Consider the following 19761-nt stretch of genomic DNA (forward strand, 5'->3'; position numbering starts at 1 on the left):
GACATTCATGTTCATTGACCTGACTCCCGAGCAGCATGCGCTGCGCCTGAAGTGCCGTGACTACTTTCAGGCGTTGATGACGCCCGAGCTCAAGGCCCGCATGCGCGGCGCAGAGGGCGGCGACGAGTACCGCGAACTGATCCGCAAGATGGGGCGGGACGGCTGGCTGGCCATAGGCTGGCCCAAGGAATTCGGCGGCCAGGGCCTGTCGGCCACCGAGCAGTTGATCTTCTTTGAGGAAGCCAATATTGCCGGAGCTCCCCTGCCTTTCGTCACCATCAGCACCGTCGGCCCCGCGCTGATGGAGCATGGCACCGAGGCGCAGAAGCAGGAGTTTCTGCCCGGCATGGCCAGCGGCGACATCATTTTCGCCATTGGCTACTCCGAGCCCGGTGCTGGCTCCGACCTCGCCATGCTCAAGACACAGGCTCAGCTGCAGGGCGATCTTCAGACCGGGCATTTCGTGGTCAACGGCCAGAAGCTGTGGACTTCGGGCATCGAATCTGCCGACTATGTGTGGCTGGCCGCACGTACCAACCAGGAACTGGCTCGCCACAAGGGTATTTCCATCATGGTGGTGGATACCAGGGACAAGGGCTTTTCGCATACGCTGATTCAGACCGTGGGCAACTACACGGCAGCCACGTACTTCGACAACGTTGAAGTGCCGGCAGCACGTTTGATCGGCGAGCTCAATGGGGGCTGGAAGCTGATCACTGCACAGCTCAACCACGAGCGCCTGGGTCTGGGGGCCTGGTCGGACAAGGTGTTCGCCCCCTTCGTCAAGGTGCTGCAATGGGCCAAGGCCAAGGATGAGCAGGGCCGTCGCGCTGTCGATCAGGCCTGGGTGCGACGCAGTCTGGCGGAGTGCTATGCCCGCCTTGAAGCCATGCGACTGACCAACTTCCGCATCGCGGCCAGTCTGGAAGCCGGTGCCATGGACGTGAGCCTGGCATCTGCCACCAAGGTCTATGGCTCGGAAGGCGTGGTCGAGGTGCTGCATCGATTGATGGACATCGTGGGCAGCAGCGCTCTGGTGCGTGGTGGCTCGGTGGCTTCCTATCTGATGGGCGAGCTGGAGTATGAGCTGCGCGCCTCCACCATCAACACCTTCGGTGGCGGCACGAACGAGATTCAGCGCGAGCTGATTGCCCAGTTCGGCCTCGGCATGCCGCGCCCCCAGCGCTGATCGAAGACATCTCACACATAACAAATACCAAGGAGACATGTGATGAGCGACACGACTGTGGTGTCGCGCGAGCAGACCCAGCTCAAGCTGGATCGTCGCGCGCCCATTGCGGCCAAGTACCTGGCCGATACGCCCTACACCATGGCTGATCGTCTGGAGGACTGTGCGCGAGATTTCGGCGAGCGCATCTTTCTGACCGAGGGCGATGTGCGCTACACCTATGCGCAATTCAACCAGCGCGCCAATCAAGTGGCACGTGCGTTGCACGAGCAGGGTGTGAGAAAGGGCGATGTGGTGGCCATGGCCATCGAGAATCGCCCAGCCTTCTTCTTTGCCTGGTTTGGCGTGGCCAAGCTGGGTGCCGTGGTGGCCTTCATCAACACCCATGTGATGGGCAAGCCTCTGACGCACGCACTGGAGGTGACCAACGCCAGCCATGTGATCGTGGGCGAGGAGTGCGCAGAGCGCTTTGCGCAGACCGAAGGACTGAACACCGCGCTGAGCTACTGGCACTGGCCGGATGAAGTGCGCCCCGCCGCGGCGGGAGTTCTGCAGCAGTTCGGCTCTGATTTGCAGGCTCTTGCCATGAGCCGGGACGGCACGGCCGTACCGCTGGAGTGGCGCGAGGGCGTGGTGGCCGGCGATACGGCGCAGTACATATTCACCTCCGGCACCACCGGCCTGCCGAAGGCCGCGGTCATCAGCCATGCACGCTGGCTGATGGCGGGGGACTCCATGCAGCTGCTGTGGGAAATCACCCGGGATGACTGCTTCTACTGCTTTTTGCCGCTCTACCACGGCGCGGCTTCCATGTCGCTGACGGCAACCGCCATGGCTGCAGGAGCGCGCATCGTGGTGCGCCGCAAGTTCAGCCGCAGCGAGTTCTGGCGCGATATCCGCGCACATGGCATTACCTTTTGCCAGTATGTGGGGGAGATCTGCCGCTTCCTGCTCAGCGCGCCCGCGACGGACAGCGACCGGGAGCACAGCTTGCGCAAGATGGCCGGAACCGGTCTCACGCCCGAGATCTGGCAGCAATGGACATCGCGCTTTGGCGCCGTGTTCCAGATCTATGAAGGCTGGGGAGGCACGGAGTCCAACACCAATACCATCAACCTGGACAATCGCATCGGCTCCTGCGGCCGCGTTCCCTTCTGGGAAAAAACCAATTTGCGCCTGGTTCGCTACGACCAGGAAAAAGGCGATTACATCCGGGATGAAAACGGTTTCTTGCAATTGGCCGGCGTGAACGAGCCCGGCGAGGCCATCGGCATGGTCATCCAGTATCCCGGTGTGGTTGCCGGGCGCTTTGAAGGCTATACCAGCGAGGAGGCCTCCGAAAAGAAGCTGCTGCGCAATGTCTTCCAGCAGGGCGATGTGTGGTGGACATCGGGCGACCTGCTGCGCTGCGACGAAGACGGCTACTGCTGGTTTGTGGACCGTATCGGCGATACCTTCCGCTGGAAGAGCGAGAACGTCTCGACCATGGAGGTCAGCGACGCACTCGGGGACTTTCAGGGGCTGGATGCGATTACCGTCTATGGTGTGCAGGTTCCCGGTCACGGTGGCCGTGCGGGCATGGCAGCGTTGGTGATGCATGAGGGAGCCCAATTCGATCCCAAGGCCTTCTGGAAGATGGCCATCGCTCGTCTGCCGCGTTATGCGGCACCACTGTTCGTGCGTCTGATGGATACGCCGGACATGACCGGCAACTACAAGCTGCGCAAGGTGGATCTGCAAAAACAGGGCTATGACAGCGCTCAGACTGGCGACCCGCTGTTTGTACGCAATGACAAGCTGCAGACCTATGTGCCGCTGAACGCTGCAACGCTTGAAGAGGCTCTGCGTGGATAGCGCCGTCGCGCAGGAGCGCGTACGGGCCAAGCCCGCAGATGTGCTGCGTTATCCCTTTGCGCCGCCTGCAGCCGATGGCAGCCATGTGGAGATCGTCCCCGGCCTGCTGTGGCTGCGCATGCCCATGCCCATGGCTCTGGACCATATCAATGTCTATCTGCTCAGGGACGGCGACGGCTGGGCGGTGGTGGATACGGGGCTGGGAATTCCCGGCACCTTCGAGCTGTGGGAGAAGATCTTCACGGAGAAATTGGCCGGCCAGCCGCTGACCCGTGTGATCTGCACCCACTGTCACTACGACCATGCGGGTGCGGCATGGTGGTTGCAGGAGCGCTTTGGCGTGCCGCTGCTCATGAGCTATGGCGAGTTCATGATGCTGCGCTCGCTGATGGGGCCACCGCCCGATCCTCTGCCCGAGGCGCATCGCGAGTTCTATGCGCGTGCCGGGGTGAGCAGCGAAGAGCTGGACGACATGCTGGCTGCCATGCGCAAGGATCCGTTCATGCCCAGGCAGCCCAGCCATTACCAGCGCATTCGTCCGGGTGAGGTGCTGCAGATCGGGGAGCGCCGATGGCGCATTGTGCTGGGCGAGGGGCACTCGCCCGAGCATGCCTGTCTGTATTGCGAGGAAGACGGCATTTTGCTGGCCGGTGATCAGGTGCTGCCGCGCATCACCTCGAATGTGATGGTCAGCCCCATCGAGCCCGAGGGCAATCCGCTCAAGCTCTGGATCGATTCGCTGCATCGTTTGCGTGAGCTGCCGGCCGAGACCTTGGTGCTTCCATCGCACCAGGGCGTTTTCTACGGCCTGCATGAGCGCCTGGTGCAGGTGCTCGAGCACCATGCCGAGCAGTTTGCACTGCTGACCGGACATCTGGGCCAGGTGGGGCGTGCAACGGCTGCGGAGCTGGTGCCCGTGCTCTTTCCCAGGCTGCGCAGCCCCGTGGATCGCCTGATGGCACTAGGGGAAACGATAGCCCATTTGAACCTGCTTCACCAGGATGGAACGCTGCTGCGAACCTCGGGTGAGGGCAAGATTGCATATTTCTCGTTGGCCTGAGGTGAGGAAGCCATGACGGAACTGGAAACATTCAAACAAGAAGTGGCGCAGTGGCTGGAGGAGAACTGTCCTGCGAGCATGCGCCGGCCCATTGTTTCAGAGGAGATGGTCTGGGGCAGCTCCAAGCTGCAGTTTCTGAACGAGGATCAGAAGCTGTGGTTCGAGCGCATGCGTGACCGTGGCTGGTTTGCACCGTCATGGCCGCGTGAATACGGCGGCGGTGGACTCTCCCCAAGGGAAGCCCGTATCCTTGACACGGAGATGGCCCGTCTTGGCTGCCGTCAGCCCCAGTACAACCTGGGCGTGTGGATGCTGGGGCCGGTTCTGGTGGAGGTGGGGACGCATGAGCAAAAGCTCGAGCATCTGGTTCCCATGATGCGCGGCGAGCAGCGCTGGTGTCAGGGCTTTTCGGAGCCCAATGCCGGCTCCGATCTGGCCAGCCTCAAGACCTCGGCCAGGCGCGTGACGGACGAGCAGGGCGAGGCCTATATCGTCAACGGGGGCAAGATCTGGACCTCGGACGGAGACAAGGGCGACTGGATGTATGCGCTGGTGCGCACCAGCAGCGAAGGCAAGAAGCAAGACGGCATCAGCTTTTTGCTGATCGACATGAAGAGTCCCGGCGTCACGGTCAAGCCCATAGAGCTGATCAGCGGCAAGTCCAGTTTCTGTCAGGTCTTCTTCGACGATGTGCGGGTGCCTGTGCGACAGCTTGTGGGCAAGGAAGGCGAAGGCTGGTCGCTGGCCAAAAAGCTGCTCCAGCATGAGCGTGCGGCCATGTCCAAGTTCACGGAAGGTGGCGCGCCGTCGCACGATGCACTCAAGACCGCCTTGCCCTACATGGTGGACGAGCAGGGGCGGATCAGCGATGGTGCGCTGCGCGAGAAGCTGGCTGGACTGCTGATGGATGCACAGTCTTTCGCTCTGACCCATCGTCGGGTGACCGAGAAGGCTCTGGCGCGTCAGGACGTTGCTGGCCCCTCCAGCATCATGAAGCTGGTGCAGACCGAGCAGGAAGTCGCCAAGTACGAACTGCTGGAGCAGGTGCTGGGCCTGCGCGGTCTGGGCTGGGAGGCAGGCGATGATTTCACAGCCGATGAGATCGATATAGGTCGTGCATGGCTGCGCTCCAAGAGCTACACGATTGCAGGCGGAAGTTCGGAAGTGCAGCTGAACATCATTGCCAAGCGAGTGCTGGAATTGCCTTGACCCCCTGAGCCGCTGTGCGGCGACAGCCTCGCTGCGGGGCGACGGGGCTGCCCAGGTCCTTGCTCGCCGGCTCTGAGCTGGGCAGTGCTGGTCGCACAGGCTGAGGATAACGAATTGAAATGGAGACAAGAATATGACCATGCTTTTGTCGCAAGAGCAGGAATTGCTCAAGGACAGCGCTGTTGCCTTTCTCGCGCAGGAGGCACCCGTGGCCCAGCAGCGCCGTCTGCGGGATGACAAGGTGGAGCAGGGCTTTGATACACAACTGTGGCAGCAGATGGTGGAGATGGGGTGGCCCGTGGCAGTGCTGCCCGAGTCGCATGACGGGCTGGCTGCGGGCTATCTGGGCATGGGCACGGTGTTTGAAGCCATCGGACGAAACCTGTCGGCACAGCCGCTGCTGAGCCAGGCCGTGATCGCACCTGAGCTGCTGATTCGTGCCGGCTCCGAAGCCCAGCAGGCGCAGTGGCTGCCCCTGCTGGGCAGCGGGCAGGCCAGGCTGGCACTGGCTTTGGATGAAAAGTCCGGCCAGCATCTTTCAGCCAGATTGAGCACGGTAGCCGAGCAGACCAGCACGGGCTGGTGCCTGAGCGGTGAGAAAGCCTTTGTGATGGATGGCGTGGGCGCCAATGGCTTTGTGGTGCTGGCGGCGTCTGGCGAAGGGGCTCCCGGTTTGTGGCTGGTGCCAGCTGATGCACAAGGCGTCAGCATCAAACCCATGTGCATGATTGACAGCCGTAACATGGCCCGCGTGCAGTTCGATAAGGTGGAGCTGAGTGCTGATATGGCGTTGGTGGCCCGGCCTGCTGCTCAGGTGCTTGATGAAGTGCTGGATCGAGCCCGTGCCTGCCTGGCCGCAGAGTCTCTGGGTCTGATGCGTGAGGTGTTTGATCGTACGGTTAGCTATCTGAAGGAGCGCGTTCAGTTCGACGTGCAGATTGGCTCATTCCAGGCATTGCAGCACCGTGCTGCACGTCTGTATGTGGAGCTTGAGCTGCTGGAGAGCTGTGTGCTGGCAGCTTTCGAGGCCATTGATTCCGGTTTGGAAGCCAAGGTGCCCGAGCTGGTCAGTGCGGCCAAGGCCAAGGCATCTGACTTGTGCGAGAAGCTGTGCAACGAGGCGATCCAGTTGCATGGCGGCATCGGGGTGACCGATGAACTGGATATTGGCCTGTTCTTCAAGCGGGCACGCGTTCTGCAACGCCTGCTGGGCGACGGTGGTTATCACCGCAACCGCTTTGCACAACTGAAAGGTTTCTGAGATGAGCGATGCCTTGGTTTCTATGGGTGAAAAGATCAGGAACATTCGTGCGCAGCTGACTTCGCAGGGCGCACCTTTTGAAGTGCAGCAGGTCACGCTGTCCGATGGGCGCAGCGTGGCAGCCTATCGCAATGCCTTTCAGAATCTGGCACAGGTAATTGACGCCGGCCGGGTTCATGGTGCGGCCGAGTTCATGGTCTATGGCGAGGATCGATGGACCTTTGACAGGTTCTTTGCAGCAGCCGATGCACTGGCCAGTCGTTTGCAGAAGCAGCGCGGCATCAAGCCCGGCGACCGGGTGGCGATTGCCATGCGCAACCGTCCCGAATGGGCCGTGGCTTTTGCTGCCATTGCCTTGCTTGGCGCAGTGCCGGTGCCTTTGAACAGTTTTGGCCTGAGCAGCGAGCTGATGGCCAATCTGGAGGACACCCGGCCGGTGATGCTGATCTGTGATGCGGACCGCCATGCTCGCATCAGCCAGGCCATTGCGCAGACTGCCATCAAGACGGTGGTGGTGGATGGCGAGGGGGGCGATATCAGCTGGTCGGAGTTGACCGCAGGCGGCCATGATGGATTCGTGTCGCCGCAGCTGAGTGCCGATGAGCCTGCGCTGATTCTGTTCACTTCGGGCGCCACCAGCCGGGCCAAAGGCGTGGAATCCACCCACCGCGCCGTTTGCCAGGGCATCTTCAATATTGACTTCATCGGTGCAGTGGCAGCCATGACTTCGCCGGACGCCATCGCCGCCATCATGGCGCGACAGCTGCAGCCCACGACCTTGTCGGCAGTTCCTCTGTTTCATGTCAGCGGCCTGCATGCCCAGTTGCTGGTCAGCCTGCGCCATGGTCGCCGCCTGATCTTCGTGCACCGCTGGGAGCCAGAGAAGGCGGCCGAGCTGATTCGCAAGGAAAAGGTCACGCAGTTCAATGGTGCGCCCAGCATGGTGCAGCAGCTCATTGGACTGCCCGGCTTCGAGCAGCCTGAAAGCTCTGGCAACCTCTCCGGTGTGGGCTTTGGCGGAGCGGGCCTGCACCCGCGCCTGATCGATGAGGTGTTGGCCAAGTTCAAGGGGCGCATGTCAGGCATTGGATTTGGACTGACCGAATCCAATGGAGTCTGCGCAGGCAGCTCGGGGCGCATGTTCGAGGCGCATCCGCGCAGCTCGGGGGTGCTGTCGCCCATCATCGAGGTACGAATCGCAGACCTGGATGGCACAGCCTTGCCTATCGGTGAGCCCGGTGAGGTCTGGCTGCGTGGCGTGACCCTGATGGAGCGCTATTGCGGTGATGCAGAGGCCACAGCCAAAGCCATGCAGGGCGGCTGGTTCCATACCGGAGACATAGGCGTTCTGGACGATGAAGGCTTTTTGACCATCGTCGATCGCATCAAGGACGTGATCAACCGCAGTGGTGAAAAGATTGCTGCGGCGGAGGTCGAGGCCTGTCTGCTGCAGCATGAGGCACTGGAAGAGGCTGCTGTGTTCTCCATGCCGCATGAGGTCACGGGCGAGCAGGTCGTTGCCGTGGTGGTCGGAAAGTCCGGGAGTCAGGTGACTCCCGAGCTGCTTCGCGAGTTCGTTGCACAGCGCCTGGCGGGCTACAAGGTTCCCAGTCGGATCGTTGTGCGCGCGGAGCCTTTGCCTCGCAATCCCGCAGGCAAGATGCTCAAGGCATCGATTCGCAAGGAGTGCGCTCACCTGCTGACCTGATGCACGGAATTGGGTGGTCCTAGGACTTTCCCGATCACGCTCCGAAAGCCTGCTGCTGCTTCGTGCACCAGCAGGTTTTTTCATTCGGGGCGGCGCTTCAGGTGACCCATGTGGACTAGGTCGCTAGGGTCTGTCAGTAGTCAACTCAGACGATGGTTGAAGAGACCTGCTGACGCAGTATGCAACTGCCTGCAAACGGCAAAACCAATGGGGCGATGCGAGGCAATGTACCTCGTTTGTAGCACCCGCCAAAAATAAGTTCTAGAACCTAGGAGACAGAGATGAAGTTTGTGACAGCCAAGACTCCACTCGCAGCGGCAGTGGGTTTGATGGTGGCGACGTCGGTATGGGCGAAGGTGCCGGCGAACGAGGCAGAACAGCTGGGCAAGGAATTGACATGCGTGGGTGCCATCAAGGCCGGCAACAAGGAAGGCACGATTCCAGAGTTCACAGGCAAATGGGTCGGTGCCCCTGCAGGCGTGGCTCATGTGCAATCCAGCGGCAAGCACCCCGTGGATCTCTATGCCGATGAAAAACCACTGTTCGTGATCACTGCGGAGAACATGGAGAAGTATGGCGACAAGCTCAGTGCTGGTCAGAAAGCCATGTTCCAGAAGTATTCCAAGACCATGCAGATTCCGGTCTACAAGGGGCATCGCGATTTCCGCTACACCGATGAGGTCTGTGCAGTGCTGAAGAAGAATGCACTGGAGTCCGAGGTCGTCGATAACGGCATGGGAATCAAGGGTAGCTTTGGTGCGATCAACTTCCCGATTCCCAAGACCGGGCAGGAAGTGATCTGGAACAACCTGCTGCCCACGCGTGCCTACACCGAGGCCATCACGCGTGACATGGCGAATGTGCTGTCGGACGGCAGCATGAGCTTTGGCCGTATGCAGAACCTGAACCTGGACATGGTCAACAAGCCTGAAATGCTTGGCAAGCCGGTCGAGGGCGTGATGGCCTATACCCGCACCAGAACGCTGGCCCCAGAGCGTGAAAAGGGCGGTGTGACCCACTCGGTGGAGCCCGTCAATTTCGGCAAGGACAAGCGCCTGGCCTGGAGCTATGACCCCGGTACACGCCGCGTGCGCCAGGTGCCCGAGTATGGCTTTGACCAGCCCATGGCTGGTACCGGCGGCAAGATGACCATCGACTCGGATCGTCTCTTCAATGGCTCGCCAGAGCGCTACAGCTGGAAGCTGCTGGGCAAGAAGGAGATGTATATCCCCGCCAACAACTACAAGATCCATCAGCCCACGGTGAAGTATGCCGACCTGCTCAAGCCCGGTCATGCCAACCCCGACTTCATGCGCTACGAGCTGCGCAGAGTCTGGGCCGTGGAAGGCACGCTGAAGGACGGTTTCCGACATGTGTATGGCAAGCGTGTGCTGTTCGTGGACGAGGACACCGGCCAGGCAGTGGCCGCGGACATGTACGACGCGCGTGGCCAGTTGTGGCAGCACGCCTTCATCAACTACTACTACTCCTTTGACATCAAGGCCTGGCATGCAGGCACGTCCTTCTATCACGACCTGAATTCCGGCGGCTACATGGGCTACAACCTTTTTCAGGAGCGTCCCCAAGGACCCATCCTGAACAAGGGTGATCTCGTGCCCGCCATGTTCACACCAGAAGCCGCACGCAACGCGGGCAACTAAGTTTTATCAACGAGCGACTCACTATGAAAAACAATATGAAGAAACTCACGCCCATCGCAGTGGCGGCACTGCTGTCCTTGGGTATGGGAGCAGTTCAGGCGGGGGAGACTGTCGAGCTGGGAGATGGCCTCAAGTTCGACTGGCGTCTGAACGTGAGCTATGGCCTGGGTGTTCGTCTGGATAACCCGTCTCCGGTGCTGAACACAGACGGCAACAACAATTTCAAGAAAGGTGCTCTGACGGCGAACCGACTGGGTGCCGTCTGGGAAAGCAAGCTGTCAAAAGGTGACAGCGGCTTTGTGCTGAATGCCAGCACCTTTTATGACGACGTATATCACCAGCGCAACGATAACAAGGGACCGATCAGCACGGCAGGTCCCGTCAATGAGTTCAACTCTGCCGCCAAGCGCTATGGTGGCGGCTATTCGCGCCTTCTGGATACCTACGCCTACACCAGCTTCAACATGGGCGAGGCCCGCGCCACGGTACGCTTGGGCAAGCAGGTGGTGAACTGGGGCGAGTCCATGTACTTTGCCAATATCGCTGCGGCCCAGGGACCCAGCGATGCAGCAAAGGCAGCTTCGCCTGGCGCTGAGGTCAAGGAAATCCTTCTGCCGGAAGATCAGATCTCGGCTTCGCTGGAAGTCAGTCCCAAACTCTCGCTGCTTGGTCACTACCAGTTCGGCTTCCATGAAACGCTGCTGCCGGCTCCCGGCATGTACACCAGCACCAGCAATGCCCTGGGTCCCGGCGCCTCCTGCCTGGGCGTCTACAACGGTGCGACCTGTCGCGGCCTGCGACGCGGTACCGACATCCGGCCCAGCAGCTCGGGTCAGTGGGGTATCGGCGGTCGCTACCGCGTCACCGACGAGACGGAAGTCGGTCTGTACTACCTGAACTACAACGACCGCACTCCATCGCTGGTCGTGAACATGAATGGTGCGATACCGACCGGCTATCAGGTTCGCTATTTCGACGACATCAAGATGCTGGGAACGACGGTCAGCACGACCTTCGGCAAGTTCTCTGCATTTGGTGAAGCCAGCTATCGAAAAGGTACGCCAGTGCTCAACGGCAATGGTGTGGCGGTGCGTGGCGATGTTGTGCAGGGCAACGTCGGCGGTATCTTCAATATCGGCCGCACCGGTATCGCGGACGACATGTCCCTGGCTGCCGAAATTTCCGGCTCTCGCGTGATCAGTGTGGCCGATGGCAGCTCTACCGATAACCTGAGCTTCAAGACCCGCAACTCCCTGGTGGCCGGTGCGACCCTGACGCTGGGCTACCCCGGCATCTTCGAAGGCTGGGATCTGAGCATCCCCATCAGCTACCAGTCGCAACTGCGCGGCCGTTCTCTGGTTGGCACCTTCGGCGGCGGCCAGAGCGACAGCCGGTTGAGCATTGGCGCGACTTTCGTTCGCAAGAGCAATTTCTCGATCAACGTGGCCTACATCAACTACCTGGGCAATCCTTCTGCCGATTCCCTGCGTGCACGCCCGCTGGCCGACCGCGACCAGCTGTCTGTTACCGCCAAGTACTCGTTCTGAACCACACCAACGAGCCAACACCACAAAAGCCCGGCTCTCCGGGCTTTTGTGTTTGAAAGAGGCGCAAGCGAATGCAAATACTGACCGGAAAATGGGTAACTCCTTTGGGAGCTGCAGCCCTGAGCCTGATGAGCAGTGCGGCATCAGGACAGCATCTGTTCGATGCTTTGCCTCCTTTGCCCAAGGTGGCTCCCTTGATGGCCCCCACGGAGCTGCATGGTGATACACAGGGCGATATCCGTTTCAAGTCCAGCAGCCCGTACGACCTCGATGTGCTGCTCAGTCAGCCTGCCAGGGCAGAGGCAACCATGGGTATGGGAAAGCTGTTCCTGCCCAAGGGGGCCAGCGAAAAGAAGCAGGTACCGGCCATGGTTGTCCTGCCAGGTGGCGCGGGGGCCATTCCCGGGCGCGAGAGCGAAACGGCCCAGATGCTGGCCGACAACGGCATAGCTGCGCTGTTGGTTGATAACTTCAAGCCGCGTGGCATCAGCGAAGACATGCCTTATGCGCTCAAGATCATGGGTACCTCCGAGTTCGATGCCGTGGCCGATGCCTATGCCGCCCTCAAGGCCTTGAACAAGCACCCGGCCATCGATGGCTGGCGTATCGGGGTGATGGGATTTTCCAAAGGCGGAATTGCGGCACGCATGAGCCTGGATGCGCGCATTCGTGACAAGCTGGCGCCTTTCATTCAGCCCTTTGCCTTGCATGTGGACTTTTACGGGCCTTGCTATGCGCTGCTGCAGTCACGCAAAACCACGGGTTCGCCTTTGCTCAGCTTCAGAGCGGGGGAGGATGCATCGAATGATCTGGTGGCCTGTGCGCAGCAGGAAAAAATCCTGCGTGAGGCGGGCTCCGAGGTCAGTACGGTGGTTTATGCCAGAGCAGGCCATGATTGGGAAAGCGACAAGCCACGAGAGATGACGAACCGCCCCTATCTGTCCGGCTGCACGATAGAGTTCAATGACAAGGACTTTCCCGTCCTCAATGGCCAGCCGCTGATTCCCGCCGGGGTCCAGTCCGATCGCCAGACCCGCTACAGGATTCGGGTGCAGAGCGGCAAGGCTCTGGGGGACTGCGTCAAGGTGGGCTATATCGCCGGACGCGATGAAACCGCACGCAGTCTGGCCGGCAAGCAGTTGCTGCAGTTTCTCAAGGTAAAGTTCGAGCAGTAGACAGGACTCGGCGGAAAAGCAGAAGGCCAGCAAATGCTGGCCTTTTTCACGTGTCAAATTTGCCCGAAGTTCTTTTTTGATGGAGCGTAGGCTTCTGTCAATTGAGTCGTCCGGAAGCAGAAAAGCCGCGCAGCGTGGCCGCGCGGCTTGATTGATGGAGTGTGGCTGCTCAGGTGCCGGGCTGCAGCACGGAGCGCTCACCGATCTCAAGCAACATGGTCATGCTGCGCTTCTGGATGCGCCAGCCTTCGGGCAGCCTTACCCATTCGTCTTCATAGAAACCAATGGCGTCGTAGCGCAGATGACTGCGCTCGCCCAGTCCCTGATGCGCGGCTCGCACCTGAATCCTGCTGAGCGGGCGCTGCGGGTCGGCTGCATCGACTTCCAGATTGCCCAGCAGATGCTGGGTGGGGCCGCAGCCGTCAAGATGGGTGCTGATCATGCGGCGGACCTTGGCGACCCCTTCGCAGATGTAGTTGCCACCGTAGACCGTGGTGCAGTCAGGTGTGAACACCTGCTGCAGCAAGTCCCAGTTGCGGGTGTCGCAGGCCGTGGCGTAGCGGGTCAGGGTCTGGGTCAGAGCATGTTCAAGAAGAACCTGCTCCAGCGTGCTTGCTGCGGTCTGCATCACACTTTGCCGTTCACGGATGACTGGGGCTCGGGTTTGAGCATGCCGCCCGCATGGCTGATACCGCCTGCGCTGCCCGTCGCATGGGCGTGTCTGGGCTGCCGGTGCAGGCGCTTGACGCGTGCCCTGGCTTCCGCCGCGCCCACATTCAGCCAGTAGGCCATGGCAGGCAGCAGGAAGATCGCGCCCAGCATGTTCACCAGGAACATGAAGGCCAGCAAGATGCCCATGTCGGCCTGGAACTTCAGTGCCGAGAACGCCCAGGTACCCACGCCTATGGACATGGTCAGCGCCGTGAAGATGGCGGCGTTGCCGCGCTGGCGCATGGCTTCATAGAAAGCCTCGCGCAGCGTGATGTCTCGCTCGCGCAGCTCATGCTGCATGCTCTCGAACAGATAGATGCCGTAGTCCACGCCCACGCCCACGCCCAGCGCCACCACGGGCAGTGTGGGGACCTTGAGACCTATGCCCAGCATGGCCATCAAGGCATTGCAGAGTATGGAGACGATGGCCAGGGGCACGACGATGCACAGCACGGCGCGCCAGCTGCGGAAGGTCAGCCAGCACAGCAGCGTGATGGCGCCGAAGATGGAGCCCAGCATCTGCACTTCGGCATGTTCCACGGCTTCGTTGGTCGCGACCGCCACGCCGGCGTTGCCGCCAGCCAGCAGGAACTTGACGTTGGGCGTCTTGTCCGCAGCGATGAAATCACGCACCTCATTGACGACATGGGTCAGCGTGGCGCCTTCGTGATCCTTGAGGAAGACCTGCAGATTGATGACCTTGCAGCCCTCTGTGTTCAGGCCCAGATCGGGAGAAAGTGCCTTGGCACCCGAACGCAATGCGGCTTCGGTGCGCTGCAGCGCTGCCCAACGGGGGTTGCCCTCGTTGTTGCTGGAGGCCGCGATCTTGGCCAGACCGGAGACGGTGGAGACGGATTGCACGCCGTCAACCCGGCGCATGCGCGATTCAAAGCGCTCCACGGCGTTCATCACCTGCCAGTTAAGGCAGCCTTCGTCGAGGTTGGAGGTTTCGACGAAGACGGACAGCACGTCCATGCCTATGGAATAGCTGCCGATGATGGTGTCGTTATCACGGTTGTAGCGCGACTCAGCGCGCAACTCGGGAGCGCCCGTTCCCACATCACCTGTCAGCAGATTGCGCGATTCGTAGGTGCCAGCGGCCAGCAGCAGCAGCGACACCACCAGAGTCAGCATGGCGGGCTTGCCTTCGGCCAGTGCCGACAGCTTCCACCAGATGGGGTTACGGCCATTGGCTGAGGAGGAGGAGGGGGCTTGCATGGCCTTTTTTTCCAGGCGCAGATTGGCCAGCACCGCGGGCAGGAACACCTTGTTGGTGATGATCATCAGCAGCACGCCCATGCAGGCGGTCACGCCCAACTCGTGCACGATGGGGATGTCGATCAGCATGATGACCATGAAGCCCAGAGCATTGGTCAGCAGCGCCAGAGCTCCGGGAATGGCCAGCTTGCGAATCGCGTTCTCGGCGGCCAGTCTGGAGCTTAGGCCGGCGCGCACATCATGCTTCCAGGCTCCCGTCATCTGCACCGCATGGGATACACCGATGGAGAAGATCAGAAAGGGAACCAGGATCGACATGGGGTCGATGCCGTAGCCGATCAGCGGCAAAATGCCCAGCAGCCAGATCACGGGCAGCAGTGCCACGGCCAGGCCGACCACCGTGATGTTGGTTGACTTGGTGTAGAGACGCAGCATGATGGCCGTGATGACAAAGGCGATGGCAAAAAAGGTCATCACCGTGGTCAGGCCGTCCATCACATCGCCCAGTACCTTGGAAAAACCAATGATGTGGATGGAGATGTCCTTGCCTTCGAACTTGCTGCGGATCTCTTCCAGGCGCTGCGCAACCTTGTGATAGTCGAGCTTTTCTCCGGTCTTTGGGTCGACCTCGAGCAGGTCGGCGCGCACCATGGCGGATTTCAGATCGTTGCTGACCAGAGAGCCGATCTGACCGGACTTGGCCACGTTGGAGCGTACCTGGGCCAGGCCTTGTTCGTTGGCCTCGAAGCGCGAAGGAATCAGCACCTCGCCCACGTAGCCGTCTTCGGTGATCTCGATGTATTTCACGTTCGGTGTGAACAGCGAATACACCTGGCCGCGGTTGACGCCGGGGGTGAAGAAGACCTCGTCCGTCACGCCACGCAGGGCTTCGAGAAATTCCTTGTTATAGATATCGCCTTGCCGGCCCTTCCATTCCACGCTCACCAGAATGCGGTTGGCTCCGGAGAAGGTGGCTGAATGCTTGAGAAATGCCGTCATGTACTCATGACGCATGGGGATCAACTTGTTGAAGCCTGGATCCAGGTGCGTGCGCATGGCCGAGACAGCCAGCAGTGCCGTGGCAATCAGCGTCAGCACGACTATGGACTTGCTCCACGAAATCAGCCAGCGTGCCGTGGATGCAATAAACCGGTCAAGCCGGCTGGTGGGTTCGCTCAGAGTCATTGTGTCGCTCCTGGGTCAGCCTGAGCGGCTGCCTTGGCTTGTTGTGGTGGGGGAAAGGGTTGCAGGCCTGCGTCGCTGGACATCCATCCGCTGTCGGGGCCGGTAAGCACAATGTCGGTCAGGGTGGCGCGGCCCTTGGCGCGTTGCAGGCTGAAGCTCTTGCCGCCGTCCCTGCTCAGGCCGAGCATGCTGCCCTGTCCTACCAGGATGATGGTTCCGTCCTTTTCCTGGGCATGGCCAAAGAAGGAGACCGGAGCCTGAATCGTCGACTTGACCCATTGCGCGCCCGGTACGGCCTGCACAAAGGCGTTGCCGCGCATGCCATAGATCAGCCAGCCGCCGTCGCGTGTAGGCATGGCGTTGTAGAAAGATCCGTTGTAGAACCCGGGCTCGATCTGCCAGCTTGCGCCGGAGTCCTCGGACTTGATGACCAGGCCGCGCTCGCCCACTATCAGCCAGTGCTTGCCATCTTCGGCGCTGGCAATGCGGTTCATGTGCTTGTCCTCCACCTCTGAGGGCAGGGGCAACTGCTCCCAGGTCTGACCGTTATCCTTGGAGGTGATGGCACGGCCGAAGGCGCCGACACTGATCCAGTCGCCCGAAGGAAGGCGCGCGATCGACATCAGAGGCTCTCCGTTTTCCTTGGAGAAAGCGACTTCCTCCCAGGTGCTGCCTCCGTCCTTGGTACGCAGAATCCAGCCTTCGTGCCCCACGGCGAAGCCGGTCTTTCTGTCGGGCGCAAAAGCCATGCTGACGATGAGCGCCTGACGCTGCTCCTTGATCTGTGCCTGCTGCCAGTGAGCACCCTTGTCGTCCGAGTACAGGATTTCACCGAGTGCGCCGGCTGTCAGCAGACGATCGCCCACCTGCGTGATGGTGTTGAAGTGACTGCGCTCGATGCCAATGGTGGTGGGGGCCAGGGGGGGCGGTGTGCGGGGTGCAAAGGCGAGCGCTGAGGCAAAGGCCACCAATGCTGCTGCGCCTATACCGACGGCTGTTTTCACGTTGTCTCCTTATTGATTCGTACACGCTGTGCATGTATTGCAAACACGGGTGCAGGTTCTTGATTTGGAGCTTCAGCAACATCGTCCGAATGGACGTTTGCCCGGAGAATTAGGGGTATGTACGGGGCCGGCTTTTTAGTCTCTACAGACGATGGATTCGGTCTGCTTCATTTACACAATGAATGCACACTTTCTTGGTAAGGGAGACATATGGGTTTGCAAGGAAAAGCGGCGCTGGTTGGCGTCGCGCAGTACAAGCCGCAGAAGTACGCAACGGCGCCGCGCATGTTCCATCTGGAACAGGTGGCCGATCTGACGCTGCAGGCTCTGGAGGACGCCGGCATGGAGCTGTCCGAGGTGGACGGTCTGATCACCAGCGCTCCGCACTTTCATGAAGCCAGCTGTTTTGTGCCGGCCATGGCCGGCGAATACCTGGGCGTGCGCCTGAACTTTGCCGAAGTCGTGGACCTGGGGGGAGCCAGTTCCGTGGCCATGGTCTGGCGCGCGGCGGCTGCGATCGAGCTGGGGCTGTGCAACACCGTGGTCTGCGTGCTGCCCTCGCGCATGGCACCGATCTCAGAACATGACGACCACATCAAGGAAGTCATGAAGGCCAGCCGCTTTGGCGGCCACAGCACTCGCTTTGGAGCGCCCGAGGCCGAGATGGACCTGCCCTATGGCCATATGGCGCAGAACACCGGCTATGCCATGATCGCCCAGCGCTATGGCGCGGTCCATGGCTACGACGCGGCCGCTCTGGCACGCATCAGCGTGGACCAGCGCTTCAATGCCTGTCACAACCCCGACGCCATGTTCTACGGTCAGCCCATCACGGTGGATGACGTGCTGAACTCGCGCATGGTGGCCGACCCTTTGCATGTGCTGGAAATCGTGCTGCCGGCTGCGGGCGGCGGCGCCATGATCGTCACGCGCGCCGATCGCGCCAAAACCACCAGACACCGCCCCGTCAGCATCGTCGGCTGCGGCGAGCATGTGAGCAGCAAGTCGCCCACCTATATGGCCGACATGCTGCAGACCCCCATCGGCCCGGCTTCTGCCAAGGCTTTCGAAATGGCGGGCATGCGTCCCTCAGACATGCATATGGCGCAGATCTATGACTGCTACACGATCACCGTGATGCTGACGCTGGAAGACGCGGGCTTTTGCGAGAAGGGCAAGGGCATGGACTTTCTGCGCAACAACGATTTCACCTTCAAGGGCAACTTCCCCATGAATACCCATGGCGGCCAGCTGAGCTTCGGTCAGTCCGGCACAGCGGGCGGCATGTCCCAGGTGATTGAAGCGGTGCACCAGATTCAGGGGCGTGCCGGCGACAGGCAGCTGGGTCGCAACGATCTGGCCTATGTGTCCGGCACCGGTGGCGTGATGAGCGAGCAGGGCGCCTTGATCCTGCGGGGAGCATAAGAACATGGCTTGGAACAAACCTCTGCCCCATCCCACGGAAATTTCTGCGCCGTACTGGGACGGTCTCAAGGCCCACGAAGTGCGCATTCAGCAATGCGATCGTGGACACTCGCTGTTTTTCCCACGCACCCATTGCCCCACTTGCGGATCGCGCACCCTGAAGTGGAACAAAGTGTCGGGCGAAGGCACGCTCTACAGCTTCACCATCGCACGCATTCCCACCATGCCCGAATTCACGGACGAGATGCCCCAGGCCCTGGCCGTGGTCGAACTCCGCGAAGGCGTGCGCATCAACACCACCATGGTCGGCGTGGATCCCGAGGCGCTGAAGGTGGGCATGGAGGTGCGTCCCGTGTTTGACGAGCGCCCCGGCGAGGTCACCCTGCTGCGTTTTACCGCCCGTGCGGGCAGCCACCCGACCGTCATCAAGGCCGACGCCGAGGCCGCAGTTGCGGTTGCCGTGGTGGAGGAGGCTGCCGCAGCCAAGCGCAGGATTTCCGTCAAGGACATCGAGGCCATGAAGTCGCTGGTGTCCGAGGAGTACAGCCCCTGGTCCAACGAGTTCACTGTAAGCCAGGAAGTCATCAACGAGTTTGCCAGGCTCTCTGGCGACGACTACTGGATTCACACCGACCCCGTGCAGGCGCGCGAGAAAAGCCCGTTCGGCACCACCATCGCCCACGGCGCTCTGGTGCAGGTGCTGGCCAGTCAGCTCAGGATTCCGCTGGACTACGAGGTGGTGGACTTCAACAACATGGTCAACTATGGTTCGGACCGCCTGCGCTTCCCGACCCCCGTGCCCTCCGGCTGCAAGATCCGTGCGCGGGCTCGCATCAAGGCTGTGGAGCAGGTCAAGAGCGGCGTGCAGGCCACGATGGAGCTCAACATCCATGTGGTCGGCCAGGACCGTCCTGCAGTCATCAACGACCTGGTGATTCTCTACATGTAATCGCCGTTGCCCGCCCGGTGAAGGCGGGTGTTTCAGTTTCTTCAAGGGTTGGGGCTTTGCGCAAGCAAAGCCCTTTTTTTGCGGCCGTTCATGGATGGGATCCTGGCTCTGTTGGAATGCGAGAAATATCAGTCAAATTGGCTTTATACCTATGTCTTAAAAGCGATGGCAGCTATCAAATTATTGAAACTTTGCCGGCAGGAGTCAAAGTCATGCGGCGGCGCCCTTGGGTCGGCGATCTGGGGTTGCCACCTAAGTAAATACCTGCTCATCAAAATGGACGATGTTGCGTTTTCCGTGCTGGCCATACTGCAAACCAGAAAGGCCATAGAGCCTGCACAGGAGACAAGCATGAAAACCTCTTTTCGCTGGATGAATGCACTTCGCGCAGTGTCGCTGGCCGCTGCGGCACTGGCGCTGTATCTGCCCGCCATGAATCTGCCTCAGAGTGCCGCGGTGGCGGCGCAGGCGGACTCTGCGCTCAAGCTGCCCGCAGGCATCGTGCTGGCCGGTGCCCAGACTTCCTGGAGCGCGGTTTTTGCATCGGGCTATTGAGCCCTGGGCTGAAAGCTCTGCCGGTTGGGCCCTCTCGTTTTCCCTTGATC

15 protein-coding genes are annotated in these 19761 nt (G+C 60.8%); 12 read left to right on the plus strand and 3 right to left on the minus strand.

Features of this window, described 5'->3' with window-relative positions; all coding sequences use genetic code 11:
* Positions 1-7 precede the first annotated feature (7 nt).
* The 9 genes from Cth01_RS19275 (at position 8) to Cth01_RS19315 (ending at position 12664) form a co-directional block, all read left to right on the plus strand.
* The gene (locus Cth01_RS19275; RefSeq protein ID WP_045840116.1) at positions 8-1189 is read left to right on the plus strand and encodes an acyl-CoA dehydrogenase family protein; all 1182 of its coding nucleotides are present in this window, start codon (positions 8-10) and stop codon (positions 1187-1189) included.
* A gap of 42 nt (positions 1190-1231) precedes the next feature.
* Complete coding sequence (locus Cth01_RS19280; protein ID WP_034396834.1) at positions 1232-3043, plus strand: long-chain-acyl-CoA synthetase; 1812 nt, start codon at positions 1232-1234, stop codon at positions 3041-3043.
* The gene (locus tag Cth01_RS19285; RefSeq protein WP_045840117.1) at positions 3036-4103 is read left to right on the plus strand and encodes an MBL fold metallo-hydrolase; all 1068 of its coding nucleotides are present in this window, start codon (positions 3036-3038) and stop codon (positions 4101-4103) included. The genes Cth01_RS19280 and Cth01_RS19285 overlap by 8 nt, the downstream gene beginning before the upstream one ends.
* 12 nt (positions 4104-4115) lie before the next feature.
* Positions 4116-5312, plus strand: coding sequence for an acyl-CoA dehydrogenase family protein (locus tag Cth01_RS19290; protein WP_034396838.1), 1197 nt, complete (start codon positions 4116-4118; stop codon positions 5310-5312).
* Positions 5313-5445: 133 nt separating this feature from the next.
* Positions 5446-6573 carry an acyl-CoA dehydrogenase family protein gene (locus Cth01_RS19295; RefSeq protein ID WP_045840118.1) on the plus strand — a complete coding sequence of 376 codons (1128 nt, stop codon included), beginning with the start codon at positions 5446-5448 and terminating at the stop codon, positions 6571-6573.
* Position 6574: 1 nt separating this feature from the next.
* Positions 6575-8281, plus strand: coding sequence for a class I adenylate-forming enzyme family protein (locus tag Cth01_RS19300; RefSeq protein ID WP_034378508.1), 1707 nt, complete (start codon positions 6575-6577; stop codon positions 8279-8281).
* 281 nt (positions 8282-8562) lie between these two features.
* A complete protein-coding gene (locus Cth01_RS19305) occupies positions 8563-9942 on the plus strand; it encodes a DUF1329 domain-containing protein (RefSeq protein ID WP_034360342.1) in 1380 nt (459 codons plus the stop codon).
* A 35-nt stretch (positions 9943-9977) separates the two neighbouring features.
* Entirely contained in the window at positions 9978-11489 is a 1512-nt protein-coding gene (locus tag Cth01_RS19310) for a DUF1302 domain-containing protein (RefSeq protein WP_004341209.1), read from the plus strand.
* 71 nt (positions 11490-11560) lie between these two features.
* Entirely contained in the window at positions 11561-12664 is a 1104-nt protein-coding gene (locus tag Cth01_RS19315) for a dienelactone hydrolase family protein (RefSeq protein WP_045840119.1), read from the plus strand.
* 169 nt (positions 12665-12833) lie between these two features.
* Here the strand turns inward: Cth01_RS19315 and Cth01_RS19320 are convergent, their stop codons facing one another.
* Genes Cth01_RS19320 through Cth01_RS19330 form a run of 3 tightly spaced genes read right to left on the minus strand, consistent with a single transcriptional unit; the run spans position 12834 to position 16782 of the window.
* Positions 12834-13292 carry a nuclear transport factor 2 family protein gene (locus Cth01_RS19320; protein ID WP_045840120.1) on the minus strand — a complete coding sequence of 153 codons (459 nt, stop codon included), beginning with the start codon at positions 13290-13292 and terminating at the stop codon, positions 12834-12836.
* Positions 13292-15778, minus strand: a complete 2487-nt coding sequence (locus Cth01_RS19325; RefSeq protein ID WP_045840121.1) for an efflux RND transporter permease subunit — start codon at positions 15776-15778, stop codon at positions 13292-13294. Before Cth01_RS19325 ends, Cth01_RS19320 begins: the two co-directional genes overlap by 1 nt.
* The gene (locus Cth01_RS19330; RefSeq protein WP_045840122.1) at positions 15775-16782 is read right to left on the minus strand and encodes a WD40/YVTN/BNR-like repeat-containing protein; all 1008 of its coding nucleotides are present in this window, start codon (positions 16780-16782) and stop codon (positions 15775-15777) included. Before Cth01_RS19330 ends, Cth01_RS19325 begins: the two co-directional genes overlap by 4 nt.
* 210 nt (positions 16783-16992) lie before the next feature.
* Here Cth01_RS19330 and Cth01_RS19335 point away from each other — a divergent pair, with 210 nt between their 5' ends.
* The 3 genes from Cth01_RS19335 to Cth01_RS19345 all read left to right on the plus strand — a co-directional run bounded on the left by Cth01_RS19335 (position 16993) and on the right by Cth01_RS19345 (position 19711).
* On the plus strand, positions 16993-18207 hold the full coding sequence (locus Cth01_RS19335) for a thiolase family protein (protein ID WP_034360356.1): 1215 nt from the start codon (positions 16993-16995) through the stop codon (positions 18205-18207).
* A gap of 4 nt (positions 18208-18211) precedes the next feature.
* A complete protein-coding gene (locus Cth01_RS19340; RefSeq protein ID WP_034360358.1) occupies positions 18212-19156 on the plus strand; it encodes a bifunctional OB-fold nucleic acid binding domain-containing protein/MaoC family dehydratase in 945 nt (314 codons plus the stop codon).
* A 351-nt stretch (positions 19157-19507) separates the two neighbouring features.
* On the plus strand, positions 19508-19711 hold the full coding sequence (locus Cth01_RS19345; protein ID WP_045840150.1) for a hypothetical protein: 204 nt from the start codon (positions 19508-19510) through the stop codon (positions 19709-19711).
* The last annotated feature ends 50 nt before the right edge of the window (positions 19712-19761 follow it).

The sequence above is a fragment of the Comamonas thiooxydans genome (genome assembly GCF_000964545.1).
Classification (GTDB): domain Bacteria; phylum Pseudomonadota; class Gammaproteobacteria; order Burkholderiales; family Burkholderiaceae_C; genus Comamonas; species Comamonas thiooxydans.